The sequence below is a fragment of the Lysobacter sp. H21R4 genome (assembly GCF_015277535.1).
GTDB classification, from domain to species: Bacteria; Pseudomonadota; Gammaproteobacteria; order Xanthomonadales; family Xanthomonadaceae; genus Novilysobacter; species Novilysobacter ciconiae.
The window spans coordinates 1,365,805-1,391,748 of record NZ_CP063772.1 but is presented as its reverse complement, the minus strand read 5'-3'; the positions used below and the strand labels follow the sequence as shown (position 1 = coordinate 1,391,748).

Annotated in this window: 22 protein-coding genes and 1 pseudogene; 9 read left to right on the top strand and 14 right to left on the bottom strand. The window is 66.2% G+C overall.

All coding sequences use genetic code 11. The features are described 5' to 3' along the window. Nucleotides 1–107 precede the first annotated feature (107 nt). The 8 genes from galU to cmk all read right to left on the bottom strand — a co-directional run bounded on the left by galU (nucleotide 108) and on the right by cmk (nucleotide 8,471). On the bottom strand, nucleotides 108–1,007 hold the full coding sequence (gene galU, locus INQ40_RS06390; protein ID WP_194342295.1) for a UTP--glucose-1-phosphate uridylyltransferase GalU: 900 nt from the start codon (nucleotides 1,005–1,007) through the stop codon (nucleotides 108–110). Beyond that, nucleotides 1,007–2,920 carry a nucleoside-diphosphate sugar epimerase/dehydratase gene (locus tag INQ40_RS06385; protein WP_194342294.1) on the bottom strand — a complete coding sequence of 638 codons (1,914 nt, stop codon included), beginning with the start codon at nucleotides 2,918–2,920 and terminating at the stop codon, nucleotides 1,007–1,009. Before INQ40_RS06385 ends, galU begins: the two co-directional genes overlap by 1 nt. Next, nucleotides 2,917–3,885, bottom strand: coding sequence for a lipopolysaccharide biosynthesis protein (locus INQ40_RS06380; RefSeq protein WP_228482154.1), 969 nt, complete (start codon nucleotides 3,883–3,885; stop codon nucleotides 2,917–2,919). The genes INQ40_RS06385 and INQ40_RS06380 overlap by 4 nt, the downstream gene beginning before the upstream one ends. Nucleotides 3,886–3,901: 16 nt before the next feature. Beyond that, complete coding sequence (gene lapB / locus INQ40_RS06375) at nucleotides 3,902–5,080, bottom strand: lipopolysaccharide assembly protein LapB (RefSeq protein WP_193987071.1); 1,179 nt, start codon at nucleotides 5,078–5,080, stop codon at nucleotides 3,902–3,904. Further along, nucleotides 5,081–5,350 (bottom strand): LapA family protein, encoded by a 270-nt coding sequence (locus INQ40_RS06370; RefSeq protein WP_193987070.1) that lies wholly within the window; start codon nucleotides 5,348–5,350, stop codon nucleotides 5,081–5,083. 94 nt (nucleotides 5,351–5,444) lie between these two features. Next, nucleotides 5,445–5,747, bottom strand: a complete 303-nt coding sequence (locus INQ40_RS06365) for an integration host factor subunit beta (RefSeq protein WP_043959472.1) — start codon at nucleotides 5,745–5,747, stop codon at nucleotides 5,445–5,447. Nucleotides 5,748–5,897: 150 nt separating this feature from the next. Beyond that, complete coding sequence (rpsA, locus tag INQ40_RS06360) at nucleotides 5,898–7,589, bottom strand: 30S ribosomal protein S1 (protein ID WP_193987069.1); 1,692 nt, start codon at nucleotides 7,587–7,589, stop codon at nucleotides 5,898–5,900. Between the two features lie 183 nt (nucleotides 7,590–7,772). Next, nucleotides 7,773–8,471, bottom strand: a complete 699-nt coding sequence (gene cmk / locus INQ40_RS06355) for a (d)CMP kinase (protein ID WP_194342292.1) — start codon at nucleotides 8,469–8,471, stop codon at nucleotides 7,773–7,775. 175 nt (nucleotides 8,472–8,646) lie between these two features. Here cmk and ykgO point away from each other — a divergent pair, with 175 nt between their 5' ends. The 5 genes from ykgO (at nucleotide 8,647) to INQ40_RS06330 (ending at nucleotide 12,547) form a co-directional block, all read left to right on the top strand. After that, the gene (gene ykgO, locus INQ40_RS06350) at nucleotides 8,647–8,772 is read left to right on the top strand and encodes a type B 50S ribosomal protein L36 (protein ID WP_010342887.1); all 126 of its coding nucleotides are present in this window, start codon (nucleotides 8,647–8,649) and stop codon (nucleotides 8,770–8,772) included. A 164-nt stretch (nucleotides 8,773–8,936) separates the two neighbouring features. Next, nucleotides 8,937–9,275 (top strand): hypothetical protein, encoded by a 339-nt coding sequence (locus INQ40_RS06345; protein WP_194342291.1) that lies wholly within the window; start codon nucleotides 8,937–8,939, stop codon nucleotides 9,273–9,275. Nucleotides 9,276–9,297: 22 nt separating this feature from the next. Next, nucleotides 9,298–10,341, top strand: coding sequence for an agmatine deiminase family protein (locus INQ40_RS06340; protein WP_194342290.1), 1,044 nt, complete (start codon nucleotides 9,298–9,300; stop codon nucleotides 10,339–10,341). 31 nt (nucleotides 10,342–10,372) lie between these two features. After that, a complete protein-coding gene (locus tag INQ40_RS06335) occupies nucleotides 10,373–11,272 on the top strand; it encodes a carbon-nitrogen hydrolase (RefSeq protein WP_194342289.1) in 900 nt (299 codons plus the stop codon). A gap of 42 nt (nucleotides 11,273–11,314) precedes the next feature. After that, on the top strand, nucleotides 11,315–12,547 hold the full coding sequence (locus INQ40_RS06330) for a TraB/GumN family protein (protein WP_194342288.1): 1,233 nt from the start codon (nucleotides 11,315–11,317) through the stop codon (nucleotides 12,545–12,547). Nucleotides 12,548–12,607: 60 nt separating this feature from the next. Here INQ40_RS06330 and INQ40_RS06325 read toward each other — a convergent pair whose 3' ends face one another. The 3 genes and pseudogenes from INQ40_RS06325 to INQ40_RS06315 form a co-directional block, all read right to left on the bottom strand. Further along, nucleotides 12,608–15,694 (bottom strand): efflux RND transporter permease subunit, encoded by a 3,087-nt coding sequence (locus INQ40_RS06325; protein WP_194342287.1) that lies wholly within the window; start codon nucleotides 15,692–15,694, stop codon nucleotides 12,608–12,610. Nucleotides 15,695–15,774: 80 nt separating this feature from the next. Next, nucleotides 15,775–19,143: pseudogene (locus INQ40_RS06320) on the bottom strand (efflux RND transporter permease subunit); the annotation flags it as partial. A 42-nt stretch (nucleotides 19,144–19,185) separates the two neighbouring features. Further along, nucleotides 19,186–20,310, bottom strand: coding sequence for an efflux RND transporter periplasmic adaptor subunit (locus tag INQ40_RS06315; RefSeq protein WP_194342285.1), 1,125 nt, complete (start codon nucleotides 20,308–20,310; stop codon nucleotides 19,186–19,188). Nucleotides 20,311–20,589: 279 nt separating this feature from the next. Between INQ40_RS06315 and INQ40_RS06310 the strand changes: the two genes are divergently transcribed. Beyond that, the gene (locus INQ40_RS06310; RefSeq protein ID WP_193987061.1) at nucleotides 20,590–20,922 is read left to right on the top strand and encodes a cytochrome c; all 333 of its coding nucleotides are present in this window, start codon (nucleotides 20,590–20,592) and stop codon (nucleotides 20,920–20,922) included. A gap of 12 nt (nucleotides 20,923–20,934) precedes the next feature. Then, nucleotides 20,935–21,363, top strand: a complete 429-nt coding sequence (locus tag INQ40_RS06305) for a c-type cytochrome (protein ID WP_194342284.1) — start codon at nucleotides 20,935–20,937, stop codon at nucleotides 21,361–21,363. A gap of 103 nt (nucleotides 21,364–21,466) precedes the next feature. Here INQ40_RS06305 and INQ40_RS06300 read toward each other — a convergent pair whose 3' ends face one another. Both INQ40_RS06300 and INQ40_RS06295 read right to left on the bottom strand, forming a co-directional pair. Beyond that, on the bottom strand, nucleotides 21,467–23,137 hold the full coding sequence (locus tag INQ40_RS06300) for a hypothetical protein (RefSeq protein ID WP_194342283.1): 1,671 nt from the start codon (nucleotides 23,135–23,137) through the stop codon (nucleotides 21,467–21,469). A 14-nt stretch (nucleotides 23,138–23,151) separates the two neighbouring features. Then, nucleotides 23,152–23,745 (bottom strand): NfuA family Fe-S biogenesis protein, encoded by a 594-nt coding sequence (locus INQ40_RS06295; RefSeq protein WP_194342282.1) that lies wholly within the window; start codon nucleotides 23,743–23,745, stop codon nucleotides 23,152–23,154. 99 nt (nucleotides 23,746–23,844) lie between these two features. On the opposite strand from INQ40_RS06295, the gene INQ40_RS06290 reads away from it, so the two are divergent. Beyond that, on the top strand, nucleotides 23,845–24,186 hold the full coding sequence (locus INQ40_RS06290; protein WP_194342281.1) for a 4a-hydroxytetrahydrobiopterin dehydratase: 342 nt from the start codon (nucleotides 23,845–23,847) through the stop codon (nucleotides 24,184–24,186). Between the two features lie 5 nt (nucleotides 24,187–24,191). Further along, the gene (locus INQ40_RS06285; RefSeq protein WP_194342280.1) at nucleotides 24,192–24,641 is read left to right on the top strand and encodes an energy transducer TonB; all 450 of its coding nucleotides are present in this window, start codon (nucleotides 24,192–24,194) and stop codon (nucleotides 24,639–24,641) included. A 50-nt stretch (nucleotides 24,642–24,691) separates the two neighbouring features. Here INQ40_RS06285 and INQ40_RS06280 read toward each other — a convergent pair whose 3' ends face one another. Then, on the bottom strand, nucleotides 24,692–25,663 hold the full coding sequence (locus INQ40_RS06280; protein WP_194342279.1) for an RluA family pseudouridine synthase: 972 nt from the start codon (nucleotides 25,661–25,663) through the stop codon (nucleotides 24,692–24,694). Nucleotides 25,664–25,944: the final 281 nt, after the last annotated feature.

Below are 25,944 nucleotides of genomic sequence, written 5' to 3'. Positions count from 1 at the left end.
GGAGCCGGGCAAACGCTCGGCTCCCTTTCGTTCCTATTCGCTCAAGCCTAGGCTGGAGCGGGTCGTCCAGCGCACGACGCCGGCGCTCTATGCCGAGTCCGGACGCCCTACTCCAGTTCGCGCACACCCATTTCATTCAGTGCGTCGCGCATCATTCCCTGCGCGGCCTCGCTGAGCTTCTCGTGGTCGAGCGCGTAGCGGATGGTGGCGCCGATCAGGCCCAGATGCGTCCCGCAGTCGAAACGCGTTCCCTGAAACCGGTAGGCGTCAACCGCCTCCTCCACCAGCAGCGCGGCGATGGCGTCGGTGAGCTGTATCTCGCCGCCCGACCCCGGAGTGGTGCCTTCCAGCAAGTCGAAAATGCGTGGACTGAGCACGTAGCGTCCGACCACGGCCAGGGTGCTGGGAGCATCGGCGGGACTGGGCTTTTCGACGATGGCGCGGATGCGCCCCTGCCGGCCACTGAATTCGTCCGTGGCGACGATGCCGTAACTGCCGGTGTTCTCCCGCTCCACATCCTGCACCGCGATGACGCTGGCGCCACTCGCTTCAGCGGCGTCGGCCATCTGCTTCAAGGCACCTGCGCCCCGGTTCCAGATCAGGTCGTCGGGGAGGATGACCGCGAACGGTTCATTGCCGATCACCGGCTTGGCGCAGAGCACCGCGTGACCAAGGCCGAGCGCCTCGGTCTGGGTCACGAACACGGCCCGCACGCCGGGGGGAAGCGGGTTGCGCACCAGCTCCAGTTGCTCGAGTTTCCCCGCCGCTTGCAACTTGTCTTCCAGCTCGTAGGCCTTGTCGAAGTAATCGGCGACGGCGTGCTTGTAGCGGTTGGTCACGAACACCAGCGTGTCGCAACCGGCCTCGATCGCCTCATCGACGGCGTACTGGATGAGCGGCCGGTCGATGATCGGCAACATCTCCTTGGGCACGGTCTTGGTGGCGGGAAGGAAACGGGTGCCCAGTCCTGCGACCGGGAATACCGCCTTGCGTATACGTTGCGACATCAATTCTTCCTTGAAGCGTGGGAGGGGAACGCCACCACCGTGGTGGCAGCTGCGGTCGGCGCGGCATGCGATCCGATCGGCTGGAATTCGGGCACGGCACGTCGCAGTACGAGGTCCAGGGTGGCCAGGTCATAGCGGCCTGCGGCCTCACGCAGACGCTCGAGCGCCTGGTGGATCTCACTGACGACCACGGCGCGCGGCTCTGCCTGGAGAATCTTCGGGTGAGCCGTCGCGCGGTAGCGCTCGTCGGCGTGGAACAGGGTCTCGTGCAACTTCTCGCCCGCTCGCAGGCCGGTGTAGACAATCGATACATCCCGCCCAGGCTGCTTGCCGGCAAGGCGGATCATCTGTTCGGCCAGCAGGCGGATCGGAACCGGCTCGCCCATGTCGAGCGTGTAAATCGCCTCCTGGCTGCCGATCGCCGATGCCTGCAGGATCAGCTGGCAGGCTTCCGGAATGGTCATGAAGTAGCGCGTCACTTCCGGGTCGGTGACGGTCACTGGCCCGCCCTGGCGGATCTGCTCACGAAACAGCGGTACCACACTGCCGGCCGAATCCAGCACGTTGCCAAAGCGCACCGTCACGAACCGGGTGCTGCGGGGGTCCACCAGCGACTGGCAGACCATCTCGCCCAAGCGCTTGGTGGCGCCCAGGATGTTGCCCGGATCCACGGCCTTGTCAGTCGAGATCAACACAAAGGTGCCAACATCCGCATCGCGGCAGGCGCGGGCAACGGTCTCCGTCGCCAACACGTTGTTGCGTACGGCCTCGCGAAGCTGGGTTTCCAGCAGCGGCACCTGCTTGTAGGCAGCCGCATGGAAAACCGCCTCGGGCTGCGATGCATCGAGCGCGTGGCGGATCACCGCGGTATCCCCGCAATCTCCCAGCACCGGGATGTATTCGAGGTCCGGGAAGTCGCGGCGCAGACTGGCCAGAACCGTGATCAGCGCAAACTCGTCCTGCTCCACCATCGCGATGCGACGCGCCCCGTGGCGCGCGCATTGCCTGCACAGCTCTGAACCGACCGAGCCGCCGGCGCCGGTAACCAGCACCGAGCGCGCACCCAGCCAACTGCGGATCGCTTTCCAGTCGGGCAGTACCTGCTGGCGTCCGAGTAGATCCTCGATGGCCACTTCCTTGAGTTGGCCCGAAAGGGAGCGACCCTCCAGTGCATCACGTAACCGCGGGACCATCCGGAACGGCAAGCCGGAGCGTTCACAAGCGGCCACAATGCGCTGCATCTGGGTCGCGCTGGCAGACGGAACCGCGATTACCAGCAGCCGTGCCGCGGTCTCCCGCGCAATCTCGGCCACATCGTCAATGCCTCCGAGAACCGGTATACCCTGAACCTTGCTTCCGCGCAGGCTTCGCGCATCGTCCAGAAATCCAACCGGCTGATAGGAGCCGAGGCGACGAAGGTCGCGCACGAGGGCATCACCAGCACGTCCGGCACCAAGGATCAGGATCCGCACCGAAGCGGCGTCGGTCTGATCACTGTTGCTGTCCTTCCACGCGCGATACAGCAAGCGCGGCGCCCCCAACATGCCCATCAGCACGAACGGGTACATCAGCAGGACGGTGCGGGAAACGAGCTCGAGCCGGTTGTAGAGAAAGAGGCCAAGGACGATCGCAAACAGGCCCAGCGCACAGGCCTTGAAGATGTTCCACAGATCGGGAACGCTGGCGAAGCGCCACAGACCGCGATACAGACCCACCTGCCAGAAGACCAGTCCCTGCGCGGCCAGCACCATCGCGATCTCGGTGGACCACAACGGCAGTTCAGGCGGCGACACCATTACGCCGTAGCGAACCCGGTGCAAAACCACCCACACGATCCAGACCATCGCAAGGTCGTGAACCACCACTGCCGAACGTGGCACCGCGCCGGACCAACGCTCCCGCCATCTAGTCATTTGTCACCTGTTGTTTTCAAATGCGATTCCATTCGCTCCAGCCTCCACCAGACCACGGATGCGGCCAGATACGTCACAACGCACAGCGCCACTGCCAGGGAAACCGGCGTTGTGCGGAGCACGATCATCACGGCGACAGTCGTCGCCGTCCATGATGCGTAGAGCAATGTGACACTCATGTGTCCTTTTGAGCGCGCCCAGACTTGGTAGGCGTGCCGGGTATGCGCTTCCCACCAGCGCTCCCCCTCAAGCGTACGCATCGACAGCGTCAGCCCCGCGTCCACCAGGAACGCCGACAGGGGCAAGAGGAGCCAGAGCGCGGCGCGGCTGTCGTGCATGACGGCAACGGTTCCCAGCCCCGCGATTGAGAACCCGATACCGCCACTGCCGCCGTCGCCGAGGAAGATGCGCGCGCGCGGAAAATTGAACGGCAGGAAGCCTGCACACGCCGCGGCAAGGGCCCCAGCGAGCAGCGCCCAGGAGCCGCCCAACACCCAGGCCAAGGCCATTGCGACCAGCAACGCCTGGCTTGCGGCCAGGCCGTTGATACCGTCCATGAAATTCCAGACGTTGGTCAGGATTATCGCTGAGACAAACGCGAGCATCGCCAGCCAGTGGTTGCCCGACGCCATCTGCAGGCTGATCGCGAGCACCGCCGCGGCGAGCGCGTGGACGGCCAGTCGCAGGCTTGCCGGCAGCGGCCGATGGTCGTCCGCCATGCCGATCGCCGCGACCAGGACAAGTCCGATACCAAACCCTCCCAGCAGCCAGCGCTGCGAGGGGTCCCGCGTCGCCAGCGCCACAATCGCGACGAGCAGCGCGGCAACGATGGCGATGCCGCCCCCGCGCGGCGTGACCACCTGGTGGCTGCGACGCTCCCCCGGGTGGTCAAGCAGGTCGCGCTGCAGCGCATAGCGGCGCGCCAACAGCGTTCCGACCGACGCAATCAGGAAATGCAGGAGCAACCAGGAAAGCAAAAGGTCACACTACCGCGTAGTTCAGGAGGGGCTTGACGGTGCCCCACTCCTTGCAGCTCGGGCATTGCCAATGATGGCTTCGGGCGCCGAAGCCACAATGATTGCAGCGGTAGCTCGGATTGCGGACCAGCAGCTGCTCGGTGATGTGCTTCAGGTCATGCAGGGTCGCCAGCGGATCCGCGCCCTCGGCGATGCTCAACTCCATGAGCGCCGCCTCGCCACGCACCGACGGGCGGTCCTTGAGCTCGTTGGCCAGATAGGCGCGCGCCGCTGCGACGCCGTCCTGGCTCTCGACCATTTTCGTCAGCGCCAGCACGGGCGCTATACCGCGATAGTGCTCGCACATCTCGGACAGAAACGCCCGCGCGCCTGAACCATCGCCAGTCCGTTCGTAGCACGACAGCAATGCCGGCATCACCTCGGGGAGGTAGTCCGGATCGGTCCGCGCGACGCGCTCGAAGGCGCGGATCGCCCCGGCATCGTTTCCCGACTCCACCTCCAGCCGCCCTTCCAGCATCCCGGCACGCACTGAATTGGCATCCGCCTGGTAGGCGCGCGCGACCGCGGCGCGTGCCGCCGGGACGTCGCCCGCAGCACGGTGGCGATCGGCCAGCTCGCATTCGAACTGGCCGATCAACTTGCCCATCGACTCGCCGGTCGCCGCTTCGTAGCGTTGGGCGTTTTCAATGGCCTTGTCCCATTCACGCTCGGACTGGTAGATGTGGATCAGGTGCCGCAGCGCCAGCGGCGCGCGCATGTCCAGGTCAACCAGATCGCTGAACACGGTTTCCGCGCGATCCAGCAAGCCCGACTTCATGTAATCCTCGCCCAGCGCCAGCAGCGCCTGCACCTTCTGCTGGTCGCTCAGGCCGGGACGTTGCACCAGCGCCTGGTGCAGGCGGATGGCGCGGTCCACTTCGCCACGGCGGCGGAACAGGTGCCCGAGCGCCACCTGGGTCTCGAAGGTGTCCTTGTCGAGCTCCGCGATATGCAGGAAAAGCTCGATCGCCTTGTCGGGCTGCTCATTGAGCAGGTAGTTGAGGCCCCGAAAATAGGTGGTGGAAAGCCGGCTGACCTGGGTCGTGCTGTGTCTTTCACCACCTCGACGGCCGACCACCCAGCCGCCAAGCGCAGCAACAGGCACCAGCACAAAGAACCAGAACCACTCGCTGATGAAGTCCATTTACGGGATTTCCTTCGCCGAGGATGGCTCGGAGGAGCCCTGCTTCTGCGCATTGGCCAGGCGACGACGCAGCGGCCAGACCACGCTCGCGCTGATCGCCATGCCGCCCACGATCACGCCAACAAGCAGGCACGCGAGCATCACGATGCCGAGGTTGGATGCGACGTGGCCGAAACCGACATCGATCGATACCGCCTGCCGGTTGAGTGCGCCCAGGACGGCACCAAACGCCAGGCAGACAATGGCCGCCAGAAATCGGATCACTCGCATGACAATCTCCGGGTTGGCCTGTGGGCGAAACACAGGTCGGCCCAGCGCCTCGGCGCCGTTCTACAACCCGACACAGGGCTGGCCGGGGCCGGGTTCAATCCGCCTCATCCACGGGCATCGCGTCACTGACGCGTTCGCGCAGTTCCTTGCCCGGCTTGAAATGGGGCACGTGCTTTCCAGCCAGTGCGACCGACTCGCCCGTTCGCGGGTTGCGACCCATGCGCGGCGGACGGTAGTGCAGCGAGAAACTGCCAAAGCCTCGCACTTCAATGCGCTCGCCGTCGGCGAGCGAGCTGCCCATCATCTCCAGCAAGGCTTTCACTGCCAGATCCACGTCTTCGCCTTTGAGGTGCGGCTGGCGCTGGGACAGGATCTCGATCAGTTCGGACTTGGTCATGGATGTCTGGGGTGGCTGCTTGTGGCCAATTCAAATAGGGGGTGTTGATTCAAACGAAGTACGGCCCGGCCAAAGCCGGGCCGTACTCATGTTGCGACAACAAGGTACCGGCAACAACGCGCCATCCAGCAGACAGCGCGCCGATGCGGATTACTCGGACTTGTTGCTGTTCAACTGCTCACGCAGCAACGCGCCCAGCTTGGTCGTGCCGCTGGCAGCGTCCGCGCTGGCGCGGCTGTAGTCGGAGACGGCTTCCTGCATTTCCGCCTCGTCCTTGGCCTTGATCGAGAGCTGCATGGTGCGGCCCTTGCGGTCCATACCGATGAAGCGCGCTTCGATCTCGTCGCCCACCTTGAGCACCTTGCTGGCGTCGTCAACGCGATCCTTGGAGATGTCGCGTGCCGCCACGTAGCCTTCGATGCCGTCCGCCAACTCGATGGTGGCGCCCTTCTCGTCGACTTCGGTGACCTTGCCGGTGACGATCGAGCCACGGGTGTTGGAGGCCATGAACTGGCCGAACGGGTCCTGCTCCATCTGCTTCACGCCCAGGCTGATGCGCTCGCGCTCCGGATCCACGGCCAGCACGACAGCTTCCAGGGTGTCGCCCTTCTTGTAGTTGCGCACGACGTCTTCGCCGGTGGTGTTCCAGCTGATGTCGGACAGGTGGACCAGGCCATCGATGCCGCCGTCCAGGCCGATGAAGATGCCGAAGTCGGTAATCGACTTGATCTGACCTTCGACCTTGTCGCCCTTCTTGTGCAGCACCGAGAAAGTCTCCCACGGGTTGGAAGAGACCTGCTTCATGCCCAGCGAGATGCGGCGACGCTCCTCGTCCACGTCCAGCACCATGACCTGGACCTCGTCACCGACCTGCACGATCTTGGACGGGTTGACGTTCTTGTTGGTCCAATCCATCTCCGACACGTGCACCAGGCCTTCCACGCCCGGCTCGATCTCGACGAACGCACCGTAATCGGTGACGTTGGAGACCTTGCCGAACACGCGGGTATCGGCCGGGTAGCGGCGCGCGATGTTGTCCCATGGATCCTCGCCCAGCTGCTTCAGGCCGAGGCTGACGCGGTTGCGCTCGCGGTCGTACTTGAGCACGCGGACGTCCAGCTCCTGGCCGACTTCCACAACTTCCGACGGATGGCGCACGCGCTTCCAGGCCATGTCGGTGATGTGCAGCAGGCCGTCGATGCCACCCAGGTCCACGAACGCGCCGTAGTCGGTGAGGTTCTTGACCACACCCTTCAGGATCGCGCCTTCGACCAGCTTCTCCATCAGCTGCTCGCGCTCTTCCGAGTGCTCGCTCTCAACCACCGCACGGCGGGAGACGACGATGTTGTTGCGCTTGCGGTCCAGCTTGATCAGCTTGAACTCGAGTTCCTTGCCTTCCAGGTAGGTCGAGTCGCGCACCGGGCGGACGTCAACCAGCGAACCGGGCAGGAAGCCGCGGACATCCTTGATGTCGACGGTGAAACCACCCTTGACCTTGCCGCTGATGCGGCCGGTGATGGTCTCGTTGTTCTCGAGCGCTTCCTCCAGCTCGTCCCACACCATCGCGCGCTTGGCCTTCTCGCGCGACAGGACGGTCTCGCCGAAGCCATTCTCGATGGCGTCCAGCGCGACCTTGATCTTGTCACCGACAGCGATGTCGATCTCGCCGTCGTCGTTACGGAACTGCTCGATTGGCACGATGCCTTCGGACTTCAGGCCGGCGTTGATCACCACGACGTCGCTGCGGACCTCGACGACGGTGCCAACAACGATGGAGCCAGGCTTCAGGTTCGAGAGGTACTGCTCGCTTTGCTCGAACAGTTCTGCAAATGATTCGGTCATTGGAAAAATATCCGTGTGAACACACGGGTCGCACCGGCTGGCATCGTTTCCCACAGGGGATAACGCAAGCAGCACGTGGTCGACCCACCCGTTGATGTGGTGCGGTGGAGCTGCACCATGTGTCGGTTGGTTGATCCGCCGCGGAATTGCGACGGGGTTGTTACAGCGGTATTGCGGTACAGCTCACTGCGCCTGCGCCATTACGGCAAGGACCCGGTCCACCACATCGTCGATCGCCATGCCCGTGGTATCAATGGCCACGGCGTCGGCCGCCGGTCGCAAAGGGGCCACGGCACGGTTGGCGTCGCGGGCGTCACGGGCAAGAATCTCCCGCAGCAGCCCTGCAAATGTAACGGAAACCCCCTTGTCCTTCAACTGCTTATACCGCCTTTGTGCGCGCTCGTCCGCGCTCGCAGTCAGAAACACCTTGTAGGCGGCGTCGGGGAAGATCACCGTCCCCATGTCGCGGCCGTCGGCGACAAGCCCCGGTGGACGGCGGAACGCGCGCTGCCGCTCCTTCAGCACCTCGCGCACCTCGCCGATCGCGGCGATCGCCGACGCGGCGGCACCGGCGGTTTCCATCCGCAGCTCGTGGGTGGCATCGGAACCGTTGACCATCACCCGCAAACCGTCCTCCGCCTCGCGGAAGTCGACCCGGGTATCAAAGGCGCACCGCACCAGCGCCGCCGGATCGCCCAGGTCGATGTCTTTCCAGCCGGCGGCCACGCCGACGGCGCGGTAGAGCGCGCCGGAATCCAGGTAGTGCCAGCCGAGCCGGCTGGTGACCAGGCGGCTGATCGTGCCTTTGCCGGAGCCGGACGGGCCGTCGATGGTCAAAACGGGAGCTGGATCGGATGGGTTTGCGCTTGGGGTGCTGGTCATCGGGCTATTATGCCGTCACCGGATCGGCGCGCGCGGTGCGAAGCACTCTGACCACCGTGCGTGGTTTGGCGCCGACCACCTTTCGCTGCATGGATGCGCGCATGCGCTTGATCGGGATGTAAATAGCCGCTACCATTGCGGGCTTGCTTATTCCCATCTGTTGCCGAGGTCTCTCATGAAGGTCCTGTCCTCCCTGAAGTCGGCGAAGGCCCGTCACCGCGACTGCAAGGTCGTTCGCCGTCGCGGCAAGGTCTTCGTGATTTGCAAGTCGAACCCGCGTTTTAAGGCGCGCCAGCGCTGATCCACGGGCGCTTCCTGCGCTTCGCCAGAAAGCCGCCTCCGGGCGGTTTTCTGCGTTTGGTGCCCGGCGTGCGGCCTCGCCCTTGCGCACCTCCCAAAGCGACACGGTCGTGTCGCCCATGTGCTTACAATCCAGATTCAGAATCCGTCCAGGGAAATCAGGAAATGACCATCAAGACCGCTGTCACCAGTCTCTCGCTGCTTGCCCTGATCGCGGTCGCTGCCCCCGCGGCTGCCGACACGCTGCTGATCGAGCGCACTGCGTTCCTCAACCAGGCTGCCGTTCCTGCCCGCGGAGCGAGCATGTCCGAGGTCGAAGCGCGCTATGGAGCGCCGTCGCAGCGGCTGGACCCGCGCGGTGGCCAGAAGCGCCAGTGGCCGACCATCAATCGCTGGTCGTACCCGCAGTTCACGGTGTACTTTGAGAAGGATCGCGTGATCGACGTGGTCGCCAATCATCAGGCTGTCAGCACCGAGATCGGCCCAGCGCCGGCGATCCGCTGAGCCGGGTTTGCAAGCCAATATCATGACCGAGGCGATGCGCTTTCCCGCCGAGTGGGAACCCCAGTCCGCAATCCTGATCGCCTGGCCGACCGCCGGTACCGACTGGGCGGACCGTCTGGGCGAGGTCGAGGAAACCTACATCCTTCTGGTCGCCGCGATCACCCGCTTCCAGCGCGTGCTGATCTGCGTCGCCGACGAAGACGTCGAGGCCTACGCGCGGGCGCGGCTGGCCTCGGCCCGCGTGGACATGCAGCGGGTCGGATTCATCGAGGTGCCCTACGACGACACCTGGCTGCGCGACACCGGCCCTGTCACGCTGCAGGCCATGCACGAAGATGCGGCAAGCGACTTCCGTCTGCTGGATTTCCGCTTCACCGGTTGGGGTGGCAAGTTCGAGGCCAGCCGCGACGATCGACTGGTCGAAGAACTGTTCGCGCGCGGGATATTCCAGCGCAGTGCCCGCCAGGACATCGACTTTGCGCTGGAAGGCGGCGCAATTGAAACCGACGGCGAAGGCACCCTGCTGACGACCTGGACCTGTTTGCACGAGCGCCACCCCGAGGCGACGCGCGCGGAGCTGGATGTCAAGCTGTCGCGGCATCTTGCCCAGCAGCGGGTGCTGTGGCTGGACCACGGGTATCTTGAAGGCGACGACACCGACGCCCACATTGATACGCTGGCCCGGTTCGCGGCGCGCGACGCCATCGTCTATCAGGCGTGTGACGACCAAAACGACTCCCACTACGCTCCGCTGCAGGCGATGGCGGCCGAGCTGGCGGCGCTGCGCACTGTCGAGGGCCAGCCCTACCGGCTTTTCCCGCTGCCCTGGCCGGCACCTGTCATCGACGGCGACCGTCGGCTGGCTGCGAGTTACGCCAACTTCCTCATCATCAACGGTGCGGTTTTGATGCCGGCCTACGACGCCAGCACCGATGATGAGGCCGCTGCCGTGCTCGCCGCCGCGTTTCCCGGCCGGGAAATCATCCAGGTGCCGTGCCGACCCTTGATCTGGCAGAACGGCAGCCTTCACTGCATCACCATGCAATTGCCGCAGGGCGTCGTCTGATCGCTGTCTCCCTCCAAACATCGGAACCGTCATGAAAACCAGGACCCTCCCCGTTGCGCTGATCCAGGATCGCGCCGTCATTGACCGCGGCGCCGGCAACGCCGAGGCCAATCTGGCGCAGATCGAAGAGCGCGTCGCCCAGGCCGCCACCGATGGCGCGCGCCTGGTCCTGCTGCAGGAGATCCACAACGGCCCGTACTTCTGCCAGCACGAGTCGGTGGACGAGTTCGATCTCGCCGAGCCCATCCCCGGGCCCAGCACCGACCGTCTCGGGCGCCTGGCCGCCAAGCACAAGGTCGTGATCGTCAGCTCGCTGTTCGAGCGCCGCGCGGCCGGGCTGTACCACAACACCGCCGTGGTGCTGGAGGCCGACGGCAGCATTGCGGGCAAGTACCGCAAGATGCACATTCCCGACGACCCGGGTTTCTACGAGAAGTTCTACTTCACCCCCGGCGATCTGGGTTTCGAGCCGATCGACACGTCCGTCGGCCGCCTCGGCGTGCTCGTGTGCTGGGACCAGTGGTACCCGGAGGCTGCCCGCCTGATGGCGCTGGCGGGCGCCGAACTGCTGCTCTACCCCACCGCAATCGGCTACGACCCCGATGACGACCAGGCCGAGAAAGATCGCCAGCGCGAGTCCTGGATCGTGAGCCACCGCGGACACGCGGTCGCCAACGGCCTGCCCGTGTTGAGCTGCAACCGCGTGGGCCATGAGCCTTCCCCGCTGGGCACTGCCGGGGTCGACTTCTGGGGTCATAGCCACGTGCTCGGCCCGCAGGGCGAGTTCCTGGCAATGGCAGGCGACGGTCCGGAAATCCTCATGGCGGAGGTCGACCTGCAGCGCAGCGAGGACGTGCGGCGGATCTGGCCGTTCCTTCGCGACCGGCGCATCGACGCCTACGACGATCTGCTCAAGCGCTATCGCGATTGACCCGCTGCGCTCGCGCGCCACCCCCAACACGGTTGTACCTAGATGAGCGATACCCCACTGGCGGCCACCGCCGATTTCCTGCATGGCCAGCCGCACGAGGTCGTCGAGCGCGACGGCGTCCGCTACACGCTGCTGGGCACGGCGCATGTATCGCAGGCGAGCGTGGACGCGGTGCGCGATGCGATCGGCAGCGGCCGATTCGACGCCGTCGCCGTGGAACTCGACGACGCGCGGCTGCAGGCGCTGTCAGATACCGATTCGATGGCCAAGCTGGACCTGGTGAAGGTGATCCGCACCGGCAAGACCGCGATGTTCGCCGCCAACCTGGCGCTCGCGGCCTACCAGCGCCGGCTCGCCGAGCAACTGGGCGTGGAGCCGGGGGCGGAGCTCAAACGAGCGGTGCTGGAGGCGCGTGCGCGCGACATGCCGGTGCACCTGATTGACCGCGACGTCGGCCTGACCTTCAAGCGCGCATCCGCCCGGCTCGGCTTCTGGGGCCGGGCCAAACTCGGTGGCGGCCTGCTGGCGGGACTGCTGGCCGATGACGAGGTCGGCGCAGAGGAAATCGAGAAGCTGAAACAGGGCGACATGCTGGAGGCCAGCTTCAACGAGTTCGCCAGCGAAAGCCCGGCGGTGTACGAGACTGTCATCGCCGAGCGCGACCGCTACATGGCCGCGCGCCTGCGCGAAATCCGCGAGGACACCAACAACGACGGTTCCCGCGAGGTGCTGGCCGTGGTCGGCGCGGGCCACCTGCAAGGGCTGGCCAGTCACCTGCGCGAGGAAACCGCGCCTGCCGGCGCAATCCGCGAGGAGCTCGAGTCCATCGCGCCCAAGAGCACCATCCCGTGGTTCACCATCATCCTGTCGACGGTGGTGATCGGCGGATTCGCCTGGGGCTTCTGGCAGGGCGGGATCGATGTGGGTTCCGACCTGCTGCTGCAATGGATCCTGGCCACCGGCCTGCTCGGCGCGCTGGGTTGCGCGATAGCCGGCGGCCATCCGCTGAGCATCCTGGTGGCGTTCGTCGCCTCGCCGATCACCCCGCTCCACCCTGCCCTGGCGTCCGGCACCCTGAGCGCGCTGACCGAGGCGTGGATCCGCAAGCCGACCTATGCCGACTTCATGGCTCTTCGCGCCGATGTGCAGACGGTGCGCGGCTGGTGGCGAAACCGCGTGTCGCGGGTGCTGCTGAACTTCTTCCTCACCAGCCTCGGTACCGCAATCGGCGTGTGGACCGGCGGCTTGAAGATGCTGGGCACGCTGTTTGGCTGAGTGACACGCCGGGCGGCAGGCGCGTCCTTGCGCCAGTGCCCGCCTCGGCGTAGCCGGTTGTCAGTGTGCAGCCTGGTGGGACGACGCCAGCTGCGGCGGAACCCCGCGCGCACGCCGGGTCAGGCGCGCCGTGGCGTTGCGCATGTCGTCCAGGATCGCGTAGATCGTCGGCAGGAACAGCAGGCTGACCACGGTGGAGAACGCCAGGCCGCCAGCCACCGCGCGTGCCATCGGCGAATAGGTCAGTCCGCCCAGCACCACCGTGTCGCTCAGCGAGATCGGGATCATCGCCAGGATCGCCGTGCCCATGGTCATCATGATCGGACGCAGGCGCTCCCGACTGCCCTCCACCAGCGCATCGGTGCGCGACAGCCCGCGCCGGCGCAGGTTATTGATGTGCTCGACCATCACGATGCCGTTGTTCACCACCACGCCCATCAACACCAGGATGCCGATGAAGGCCATCACCGAGAACGACGTGCCGGTCAGCCAGAACAGCCAGAACACGCCGAAGATCGAAAACACCACGCAACTCATGATCGCCGACGGAAACACCAGCGACTCGAACACCGCGGCCATCACGACATAGATCATGACCAGCGCGATGACCAGGTTGAACATCATCTGGTTCACCGCCTCGGCATCGTTCTGGAAGGAACTGCCCTCGAAGGTGAAGCCGTAGCCGGCCGGAAACGCCACGCCGGCAAGGGTCTGCTCGATGGCCTTGCGGGCTTCGGGCGTGGTCGACTTGTCGGCCAGGTTGGCCTTGATCACCAGCGCCGTCTGCCGGTTGGTGCGCCGGATCTGGGTCGCCGCGGCGCTGGTGTCCAGATCGACCATGCTCAGCAGGGGGACATCCCGCCCGTCCGGCGAGCGCACGGTAAAGGCGGCGATATCGGCGATGTCGAACTCATCCGCGCCGGCAAACCGGACCCACACCGGCAACTCGGTCTGGCCCCGGCTGAAGTCGCGCAGTTGCGCACCGCGCAGTGCCAGTCCGACGAACTGCGCCACTTCCTGTGCGCTGAAGCCGAAGGCGGCCGCGCGTTCGCGGTCCACGCGCACGTTGAGCTCGTTGTTGGTATCGCCCGCATCCACCCGCACATCGCGCAACGACGGCTGGCGGGCGAGCAGCGGCACGACGTCGTTGGCCAGGTCGGTCAGCACCTGGGTGGAATCACCGACCAGCTGGAACTGCAGGCCCTCACCGCCCCCGCCACCCTGGTTGCCCTGGTCGCCGATGGCGAGCTCGGCGCGGGCGGACTTGGGCAGGCCCTTGCGGATCGCCTCCACCAGCGCGCCCGCATCGGCGACGTCATCCTTGAAGGTGATCATCGTGCCCGCGTCGCTGCCGGTGCTGAACCACGAATAGACCTGGGCGATCCGGAACTCCTCGCGGTTGCGCTCCAGGTACGCCTCGACCCGGGCCACTTCGTCGGACACCTGGTCCTTGCTGTAGCTGCCGCTGAAGCGGTAATTGACCGATGTCTCATTGCGCTGGTTGCCGCCGCCGAACATGTCGAACTTGGTCTGCGTCATCGGCACGATGCTGAGGGCGCTGATCAGCACGATGCCGGCGATGCTCCAGCCTCGGTGTTCCAGCGTCCAGCGCAGCAGGCGTGCGTAGCGGGCCTGCAGGCGACGGATGATGCCGCGCTGGTCCTGCACGGCCGCGGGCGTCTTCATCCGCGATGACAGCATCGGGATCAGGCTTACCGCGACCAGCCACGATGCCAGCAGCGACACCGAGATGGTGATCGCGATCTGCGACATGAAGATGCTGATGTTGTTCTTCTCGCCCAGCAGGTTGGGCACGAAAACGATGCAATGGCACAGCGTGCCGGCCGACAGCGCGATGGCGACGTTGCGGGTACCGACAATGGAGGCTCGAACGGGTTGATCGGGCATCCGCTCGCGCTCCTGGTAGATGCTCTCCACCACCACCACCGCGTTGTCGACCAGCATGCCGACCGCCAGCAGCAGGCCCATCAGGCTGAGCACATTGAGGCTGACACCGACGAAGAACATGAATCCCAGCGTCATCACGAAGCAGATCGGGATGGCCAGCGTCACCATCAGCGTGGACGGCCAATGACGCAGGAAGAAGAACAGCACCGCGATCGACAGCAGCAGGCCGATGCCGCCGGCCTCGCCCAACTCCAGCAGCGAGCTGGTGACGTCCTTGCCCTGGTTATCGATCACCTTGAAGTCGACGCCGCGCAGGCTGGGTTTGGTGCGGATCCGGTCCAGTTCGGCCAGCACCATCCGGGAGACTTCCACCAGGTTCGCATCGCGCTCCTTGAACACCTCCAGCGCCACCGCCGGGCGACCGTCCAGGCGCCGGCCGACCTCAAGCCGCGCCGGTCCCAACTCGACGTTGGCCACGTCGCCCAGCCGGAGACCGCTGGCGTTGAGCGGAAGCTCGCGCAATTGCTGGATCTGGTTGATCTCGCCAATGGGTTGCACGCGCAGGCGACGACCGTCGTGCTCGATCTCACCGGCCGACACGGAGAAGTTGGCGGCCTGCAGACGCGAGGTCAGCTCATTGAGGTTGAGCCCGTGCGCGACCAGACGGTCCGGGTCGATCGCGACCTCGACCTCATTGGCCGCCGCCCCGCCGATGTCGACCTTGGCCACGCCGGGGATCCGCTCCAGCGGCGTCTTGAACTCGCGCTCGATCAGGTCGTATTCGCCACTCATGTCAACTTCGCCGGCAAGGCGAAGCCTCATGATCGGCTGATCGTTGGTGGAGAACTTGAAGACGAAATACCGGCGCAGGTCGTCGGGAAGCTCGCCGCGGATGGCGTCGATCCGCTCGCGCGCCTCCGAGGCGGCGATTTCCACGTCGCGGCTCCAGTCCGAGAACATCATGAATACCGATGCTCCGTCGGCCGACGCGCGGCCCTGGATGCCCTTGATGTCGCTCATCGTGGCGAGCGCTTCCTCGGCCGGACGCAGGATGTTGCGCTCGACCTCTTCCGGCGTGGATCCGGTGTAGGGCAGCTGGACGAAAACAAACGGCGCAGACACGTCCGGCAGCGCCTCCAGCGGGAGGCGCACGGCGGCGATCAGCCCGATCGCGACCATCGACACGAACAGCATGATGGTCGTCACCGGCCGGCGCAGGCTGATCTCGGCGATGCTCATGCGACCGGCTCCGGGTAGGCCTCGCCCGCCGGAGGGATGTCCTCACCGCGCCGGGCGCGGTGGCGGTAGTACTCGTCCGGCCGGCGGTCGAGCAGGTCGTAGACCACCGGGATCACGATCAGGGTCAGCAGGGTCGATACCAGCAGCCCACCGATGACGGTGATCGCCATCGGCGAGCGGACTTCGGCGCCCTCGCCAAAGGCCAACGCCAGCGGCAGGAAGCCGAACAGCGTGCTCAGCGTGGTCATCACGATAGGCCGCAGGCGCGACTGGGCACCCTGCAGCAAGGCCTCGCGCTTGGCCACGCCGGCCTCGCGCAGCTGGTTGACCTTGTCGATCAGGATGATCGCGTTTTTGGTCACCAGCCCGACCAGCAGGATCAGCCCGATGAAGACCACCACCGAGACCGGCGATCGCGTCAGCAAAAGCGCCAGCACGGCGCCGACCATCGCCAGGGGGATGGTGAACAGGATCACGAACGGGTGCAGCAGCGATTCGAACTGCGAGGCCATCACCAGGTAGACGAGGAAAATGGCCAGCCCGAAGGCGAACAGCAGCGAGCGCAGGGAATCGCCGAGTTCCTCGCCCTGACCGCCAATATGCATCTGCACCTCGGCGCCCAGCGGGTTGTCGGCGACCAGCTTCTGCACCTCCAGCACCGCACTGCCCAGATCGATGCCCTGCAGGTTGGAGGACACGACCGCGACCCGGACCTGATCGGCGCGATGGATCTCGCTCGGGCCCGTGGTGGAGACCACCTCGGCCACCGAGCCCAGCCGCACCGTCTTGCCGCCGGCGTTGATGATCAGGTTGCGGATGTCATCCACCGAGCCGCGCTCTTCCTCCTTGAGCCGCACCAGCACGTCGATCTTGCGATCGCGGAAGCTGTAGCGCGTCGCCACGTCGCCGCGCACCTTGGACACCACCGCATCCGCGATCTGGCGGGTGGTGAGGCCGAACGCGGCCGCCCGCTGCTGGTCGAACAGGATCTGGATCTCCGGAAAGCCCTGCTCGACGGTCGAGCTGACGTCGGTGTAGTGCGGGTTGGCCCGCAAAAGGGCGGCCATCTTCTGCCCTGCCTTGCGGATGGTCTCCGGGTCCGGTCCCGCCAGCTCGATCTCCAGCGGCATGGAGAAACTGAACAACTCGGGACGGCTGAAATCGACCTGCGCCGACGGGTGGTCGCGCATGCTCTGGCGCAACGCGTCCGACATCGACGCCTCTAGCCGGTCGCTGCCTCCGTTGCTCATCACGATGCTGAGCTTGCCGACGTTGTCGCCGCTGTCGGTCGGGCTGGCATCCAACCGCGTGCCGCTGCCACTGACTCCGTAGATTGCATGGATGCCTTCCGTGCCCGCGTGTTTCTTCTGCAGGCTCTGCACCAGCGCGTCGGTTTCCCGCAAGGGCGTGCCCGGCGGCAGCTTGACCGTCATGTCGAAGCGGTCCTGGGCCAACTGCGGTATCAGGTCCGCGCCAAGCATCGGCACCAGCAGCAAGGCCAGCGCGAAAGCGGCCGCGGCCGACCCCAGCACGAACACCGGGCGGCCCATCGCCGCGGGGAGCAGCTTCCGGTAACCGCGCTCGGCACGTGCGTACGGCGCCATGGCCAGATCGCTGGCCTTGCGCATGACCGGCCCCACCACGGCGGACACGCCGCGCCACATGCGCACGAACACCCACGCAATCCCGAACAGCGCGCCACCCACGCCGGCGCCCACACCGCGTCGGGTAGCCGCCACCGGCTTCTGCCAGGTGCGGCTGGGTTGCCACTGCGGATGGGGCGGCTCCTCGGGCAGCGATTCCGAGGGCCGGCCACGCAGCGCGCTCAGCATCGGAATCAGGGTCATCGCCACCGCAAGCGAGATGCCGATGGCAATGGCAACGGTGAGGGCCTGGTCGCGGAACAGCTGCCCGGCGATGCCTTCCACGAACACCAGCGGCAGGAACACCGCCACCGTCGTCAGGGTCGAGGCCACCACCGCCATGCTGACCTCGGCGGTGCCGGTAATGGCTGCCTGCAGGATCCCCAGGCCGCGTTCGCGCGCCTTTGCGATCGACTCGAGCACCACGATAGAGTCATCCACCACGAGCCCCGTCGCCAGCGCCAGCCCGCCCAGCGACATCACGTTGAGGCTCAGGCCCAGCTGGCCCATGAAGAAGAAGGTCGTGATGATCGAGATCGGCAACGACAGGGCGATGACGAACGTGCTCCAGCCATCGCGCAGGAACAGGAAGATCACCAGAATCGCCAGCATCCCGCCGATCACCGCGTCCATCTTGACGTCGCTGATGGCGTTGCGGATGAAGGTGGACTGGTCGTCAATGACGGTCAGGTCGATGTCGGCCGGCACCTGCTTGCGGATGGATTTGAGCCGCTCGTGGATCGCGTCGGCGGTCGCTACGGTGTTGGCATCGCCCTCCTTGTAGATCGCCAGCTCGACGGCTTCGCGGCCATCCAGGCGGATGATCGCTTCGCGCTCCTTGTGGCCCTGGACGATCTCGGCGATGTCCTTCAAGCGCACCGGCTTTCCGCCGGCAACCGTGCTGGCATTTCCCGAGGACGCGCTTTGCACCGACGCCGCCGCGGCCATCGCATCGGCCGAGCCCGACGCCGCGGCCACGCGCGCCATCTGCATCGCGGCTTCGGCGGCCGCGTCGCTGCCGCCTGTACTGGTGGTCACCAGCAAATCGCGGATCTGGTCGACGCTGGAGAACTGGTTGACCGTCCGCACCAGGTAGCGCTGTGAACCTTCCTCCAGCCGCCCGCCGGAGATGTTGATGTTCTCCTGGCCCAGGCGCTGGGTCACGGTGGAGATCGGCAGATTGAGCTGCGCCAGTTTCTGCTGGTCCACCAGCACCTGGATCTCGTCCTCCAGCCCGCCGCCCACCTTCACCGCCGCCACGCCGAGTACCGGCTCGAGCTTCTTTTTCAGGTCATCGTCGGCGTACTGGCGCAGCAGGGCCAGTTGGCGCAACTCATCGCCTTCGGCCTTGGACGACAGCGCGACGCGGATGATCGGCTCGGTGGACGGATTGAAGCGCAGCAGCACCGGCGGCTTGGCCTCCAGCGGCAGCTGCAGCGACTCCATCTTGTCGCGCACCTCCAGCCCGGCCTTGTCCATGTCGGTGCCCCAGGCGAACTCGAGCACGACGTCGCTCTGCCCGGTCCGCGAGACCGACTTGAGCTTGCGCAGTCCTTTCACCACGCCCACGGCCTCTTCGACCGGCTCGGTGATCAGCGTCTCGATCTCGGTCGGCGCCGCACCGGTGTATTCGGTACGTACCGTCAGCGTCGGGTAGCTCAGGTCCGGCAACAGGTTGACCTTCAGGTTGCCCAGCGCGATCAAGCCGAACAGCACGAAAGTGAGGGTCACCATCGCCACCGTGACCCGGCGCCGGGTCGAGAATTCGACCAGGTTGAAGTTCCGCTGCGGGTGCGCCCCGGGCACGGCCGGCGCGGTCTGCTTGAGGTCGCTCATCGGGAGGGCGCCTTACTGTTCGGTGGCGGAGGCGGCCGGGACTGCCGGGGCCGGCGGCGGTGCAGCCGTATCGATGACGGTTACCGCGCTGCCATCGCGCAGCGTCGTCTTGCCCGCCACCACCACTCGGTCGTTGGCGGAGAGCCCGTCCAGGACCTCGACCCAGCTGCCGTCGCTGTAGCCGGTCTGGATGGCGGCACGGCGTACCTTGTCGCCCTCCAAGACGAACACCGCTGGATCGCCCTCCCCTTCCAGCAGCGCGTTGCGCGGAACGACCATGGCGTCGGCGCGCTGGCCGTAGTTGATGCTGATGCGTCCGAACATGCCCGCCTGCAGGGCGCCCTCGCTGTCGAACCGGGCGATGACGCGGAAGGTGCCGCTGCCCGAATCCACCACCGGCGATATGCGCTCCACGACGCCGGTGAACGTCTTGCCCGGCAGCGCATCCACCGCGAGTGAGACCGGCAGGCCCGCGCTCATCGTCGCCAGTTCACGCTCGGGCACGTTCAGGGTCGCTTCCAGGGTCGAAATGTCCACGATCCGCACGATCGGCGTATTGATCTGGATGAAGTTGCCCGCCTTGGGTGGAACCGAGGCCACCACGCCGTTGATCGGTGCTTTCACGTCCGCGTAGGACAGCTCCAGGTTCGCCATGCGGTTGGCCGCCTGTGCGTTGGCCAGGTCGTAGCGGATCTGGTCGTAGTCGGCGGCGGCGATCAACTGCTCGGCGGCCAGCTTCTGGGCGCGCTCGAACTGGTTGCGCAGCTTGCCGACCTGCGAGGCGGTCTGCGCCACCTGCAGCCGCGCGCGATCGGAATCGAGCCGCACCAAGGTCTGACCGGCGCGCACCGTGTCGCCCTCCGACACCAGCACTTTCAGCGCCACCCCGGACGTCTTGGCCACCACCTGGGCCTCCACCGACGCCTCCAGCGGCGCGGTGCCGGTGTAGCTTGCGGCCATCAAGCGCTCCTGCACGGGCGCGACCTCGACGGTGACGGCCTCGGTCTCCTCCGCATCGCCTTCCTTGCCCGCCCCGCCGGCGCCGCCCTTGCAGGCCGAAAGCAGCAGGACACACACAAGCAGGTAAGCGCAGCTGCGAAACCAGGCAGTGCCGCTGGAATTGGCGCGATGTTGCATTGGAGACCCCGATGGTGTGATTTTTGATGGACACAGCCCGGTCGCAATGCCGGTGTTGTAGATAAGTATGTCACCAACACTTCACCACCGGAATGCGCCGAAGGTCATGCCGATGCGACCCGCAATTATCACCCGCAACCAAGGCGTCTTCGCGACCTGCCCTCTTCGTTGATCGATGAACGCAAGCTATACTCCAAAAATTGAGCGGCGCCCGCGGCATTTCGACGCGGCCCAGCCGTCCCGAATTTCGCCAGCCACACGAGATTGCCGATACCTATGATGCGACTGCTGACCATTGCCGCTGCCCTGGCGCTGAGCCTCGCCACGGCCCCTGCCGTCGCGCAGGAGTCCGCCGACGCGGCTGCGCGCACCCAGAACGGCTACGAGCTGACCTACACCTGCCAAGGCTGCCACGGCATCGACGGCTACAAGAACGCGTACCCGAACTACCACGTGCCAAAGCTGGGCGGGCAGTCCGTGGATTATCTGGTCAACGCGCTCACCGCTTACCAGACCGGCACCCGGACGCATCCGACCATGCGCGCGCAGGCCCAGGGCTTTTCCGACCAGGACATCGCCGACATCGCCGCTTTTCTGTCCAACGTCAAGTAGGAACGCCGCCCCATGACGATCCGCAAAACCCTCGCCATCGCCCCTGCGGTCCTTTCCTGCATTGCCGTGATTGCGCTGTCCGCGTGCTCGCAGTCGCCTGCCGACCCGTCGCGATCCTCGTCGGCTGGCCTGCCGCAGGGCTTCGTCGCGGCCGGCGAGCAACTGGCCAACGCCAAGGGCGCGGCAACCGGCCAGTCGTGCATCGACTGCCACGGCGCGGACGGCAACGCACCCATCGATTCGACCTACCCGGTGATTGGCGGGCAGTATCCGGATTACTTGGCGCACGCACTGCAGACCTACCGCGACGGCAGCCGCGACCACGTGATGATGTCGATGCAGGCCAAGGCGCTTACCGACCAGCAGATCGCCGACCTGTCGGCCTATTTCGGTTCCCGTCCCAGCAAACTGGTCAACCTGACCGGCTCGCACAAGAAGTAGCAGACACCTCCGCGGCGCAGCGAGCGGTCCTGCTTCCCCGCTGCGTCGAACCAGAAAAAGCCCGCATCGCGGGCTTTTTGTTGCCTGGACATCGCCTATGCGGCTACTGCTCGATCGGCGCCGGCAGGCTGCCGTTGTCTTCCTGCAGGCCGGGCTTGAAGGGGATGTCGGGTGCGGGACGCGCGGTGGCGGGAACGTCGAGCAGGTTCGGATCGCTGATGTCGCAGCCGCCGCCAACCACCAGCAGGACGGTCTGGCAGACCACGTGCTTGTTGGTGCCCGGGATCGGGATCCGGATGGTGGTGACGCTCTTGCGCACCCACTCTTCCAGCAGCGTCTCACTGGGTCGCCAGTAGCGGTCGAAGGACGTCGGCTCATAGTCCGTGGGCTTGCGCTTGAGCCATGTGCCGGCACGATCCAGGTTGACGATTTCGTCCGTCAGCGCTCCCGGGGGTTGCGCTGGAGAGGCGGAGCCCGGTGTCTCGGCCAAGCGCACGCTGCCGTCGCTGTTGTACAGGCCGGCGGGCGTGCCCTTCTGGCCACCCTCCACGTTGCGGGTGGATTCGCCCCAGTCGTCGGCGCGCTTGCGCGTATCCCAGCCGCCTGGCGCGGTCGCGGTCTTCGGACCGGCATTGGACGGCATTGCCGCAGCGTCCGCGGCGGCGACCGAGGCAGCGCGCTTCCGCTCGCTTGCCACGGCGCTTTCCGAGCTCGCAGTCGACGCGGGAGCCGATGCCGGTGGTGACGCGGGAGTGGGTGGCGCTGGCGAAGGGATTTCCCGCTCCCGTACTGGGGCGGGTGTCAGGGCTTGCTCGCGCAACGCCACTTCGCGCTTCGGCACCGTCACCGTCGGCGCGGTCGGCAGTGGCGCGGCAATCTCACGTACCACGACCTCCGACGGCGTCGGCTGCAGCGTGACGTCCGCGATCGGTCGAGGCGTGATCGCGGGGACCTCCGGAACCGGGCGCGAAGGAACCTCCACCACGGCTATCTCCGGCACGACCGGGCTGCGCTCGGGAACGGTCACCTGCGGAACCGGCAGCGCGGCCATCGGCGGCGGCAACTGGTAGTCCGACACATCCGGCGCAGGTTCGCTGACCTCGACGTTTTGCTGCACCTGCGGGGGTGCGGCTTTCGACACGGGCTGTACGGGCACAACGGCGGGCATCGGCGGCGCCGGCTCCGAAGCCGCGACCACTGGACTGGGCTCGACCAGCGTAGGCGGCGCCTGCGCGCCACTTGCGGCGGTGCTCGCGCTGGCCTCTGCGGCAGATGCTGCAGGCTGCGCGGCCGCTGCTTCTGCCTCCGGGCCACCGCCGACTTCCCCGGTGGCACCGTCGCCGATGAACTCGACCTGGACGACATCCTCCTGCCCCTTTTGTGGCGGATGGGCGGGTGCCAAGTACTGCTGATACATCAACCAGACCAGCGCCACCGCGACGAAGACGTGCCAGCCAACGGCCACCAGCCAGGCGACGCGCCGCATCGGGCGATCTTCGGCGTCGGGCGGATCCCACTGCTCGCGGCACAGCGCCTTGAACGAGTCCCAGCGACCGAGTTCGGGAGCGCGTGGTAGAGGCGGCGCAACGCCCCGTGCGGCAATGGCCAGCGCCAGGGCTTCGGGAGGCGCGGCCGCCGGGCGGGCGCCTGCACCGCGATCCACCCACTCCTTCCACCCCGGTGGAAATTCCCCGGCGCCGCGTCGGCGGTGCGGCGCCACCAGCTTCATCCGAAGCTGGAGCGCATGCAGCCACTCGTCAACCGGGAGGGTCAAAGGCGACCGGTCGGTCAGCTGGCGCCGCGCGCGATGTACGGTGCGGCGCCGGTATCGTGATCGGTCGCATCACGCACGCCGGTTACACCCGGCACCTTCTCGCGCAACGTCTTCTCAATACCATTCTTCAGCGTCACATCGGCCATCCCGCACCCGTGGCAGCCACCGCCAAAGCGCAGCACCACGATCCCATCCGCCGTGACCTCCTGCAGCGCGACGTTGCCGCGGTGCGTCGCCAGTTGCGGGTTGATTTCGTGCTCGATGAGGTAGCGCACACGCTCCACCAGCGATGCCGCCTCGCCGGGAACCGCGCCCTTGATCTTCGGAGCGCGGATCTGCAACTGGCCTCCGGTTGCCATGGCTTCGTAATCGATCTCGGCGCCGTCCAGTGCGCTGACGCTGTCCGCCTCCAGCCACAGCGTGAAGCCCTTGCAATCAATCGCCCATTCATCGCCGTCGAGCTCGGCCGGTTCGGTGAATTCCAGGCGGACGTCGGCGCGCGGCGTTCCTGGATTCACTGCCGACAGGCGGACACCCAGGCCGGGGATCGCCTCGCGTTCGATGAGTTTGCGGAAATGGGTCTGTGCGGATTCGGATATCTGGATCATGCCGCTATTCTAACGGGCTTGGCGCTATACAACCGTATGCCACCGTTAAGCCCCGGCAAGGCTGCGAACAGTGTTCAGCCTGCCCATCAAGGAGTTGCCATGAACGACAGGATTCCGCTCGCCCAGGCCCATTGCGTCCCGCGCAAGGGCGCCAGCCACCGACTTGATGAAGCCCAGGTCCGCGAGCTTCACGGCCAACTCAACGGCTGGACGCTGGCCGAGGACGGTCGCGCCCTGACCCGCACGTTCAAATTCGACAACTATTACCGGACGATCGCCTTCGTCAACGCGCTGGCCTTCATCGCCCATCGCGAGGACCACCACCCCGACCTGGGCGTGCACTACGATCGTTGCGAGGTGCGCTTCTCGACCCACGACGTGGGCGGCCTGAGCGAGAACGATTTCATCTGTGCCGCAAAAACCGACGCCCTGCAGGAGTGAACAAGATGCCCGGCATACGCCCGCAACCCCTTTCCATCCGCCGCTGGATGCTGTTCCCGGCCGTTTCCGCGCTCGCCATTGGCCTGATGCTGGCCGGTTGCAGCGCCGAGCAGGCCGACCAGCCCACTCAGGTCGCACCGACACAGCCGATGGCCGTGGAGACGCCGCCCCCGGAGTACCCGGAGGAGCTCGCCTGCGCCGGGATTGAAGGCGAGGTGGGGGTGCTGCTCACCATTGGCGTCGACGGGATTCCCAAGAACGTGAAGGTGGAAGACAGCAGCGGGCACCCACAACTCGATGCGGCGGCAGTGGACGCGGTGAAGGGCTGGAAGTTCCAGGCCGGCACCAGTCGTGGCCAGCCGGCGGAGAGTCCGCTGCGGGTGCCGGTAAAGTTCACCGCCCCGGGCATGGATTCGGAACGCTGCCGGGACGTGTCCGGCGGGCTGCCGCAGTAGCGGGATGAACGGTCGTCGCCGGCGCTGAATGGGCGTGCAGCCGGCGAAGCCTACTTCAGGCGGTCGAGGACATCCAGCAACTCGGGCGCCAGTGGCGCGGTGAGGCTGTAGGGCGTTTTGCCACCGTCCAGGGCGAATTCCAGCGTGGCTGCATGCAGGAACAGGCGTTTCAGCCCGGCCTGATCCCGCAGGCGGCGGTTGACCTCCGGATCCCCGTACTTGTCATCGCCGGCGACGGTGTGACCGATGTGCTGCGCGTGCGCGCGGATCTGGTGGGTACGCCCGGTTTCGATGCGCACCTCGCAGTACGAATGCCCACCGCGCCGCTCCAGCACCTTGAAATGGCTCAGCGCCGACTTGCCTGACGGATTCACCTGCACGTGCCGCTCGCCGCCCTGTCGCAAGCCGACGTGTAGCGGCGCGTCCACGCTCATCGTTCCATCGGGCATCCGCCCGGCCAGCAACGCCAGATAGCGCTTGCGCATGCCGCCCCCGCCGCTGGTGCTTTCGCGCATCAGCGCCTGGATCTCGGTCAGCGTGGAGCGCTTCTTGGACACCACCAGGACGCCGGAGGTGTCGCGGTCCAGCCGATGCACCAGCTCCAGGCCCTGCCCCGGCCGCAGCGCACGAAGCGTCTCGATGGCGCCAAAGCTGATGCCGCTGCCGCCATGGCTGGCGACGCCCGAGGGCTTGTTGAGCACCAGCAACCGGGCATCCTCATGGACGATTGCCGCTTCCAGCGCATCCATGAATCCGCGCGGCGGTACGGGTCGCTCGCCCTCGGGCTCCACCCGAACGGGGGGAATGCGGACCTTGTCGCCACTTTCCAGCTTGCGATCCGCCTTCGCCCGGCCCCCGTTCACGCGCACCTGGCCGGACCGCACCAGCTTGTAGACCAGCGACCTGGGAGCACCCTTCAGCAGGCCGAGCAGGAAGTTGTCCAGCCGCTGGCCTTCGCGGTCGTCGGGAACCACCGCAACGCGCGCTCCGGCATGGCTTTGCTGGCTATCTGAATGGGTCATTCTGGGGAAGTTATCTGATACACTCGCGACGCGAGATAAGATTTTGATTTCGCAGGAAAGTCGTTCCGGCCACCACACTACGTCGGTAGCCGGAACACGGGCCAAAAGCCCAACCTGCGATTCCGGTCTGCGTCTGACCCCCGCCCTCGGGGCGGCCATGTTAGCAGCGCCAGCACGGTGGAACCTCGGCTCGTCCGGTTTTGTCGAATACCCCGTCAACCACCGGTCGATGAACACGACCCGAGCGGCGTCACGGCATCTGCCCGAAACGCCTCCGGCCC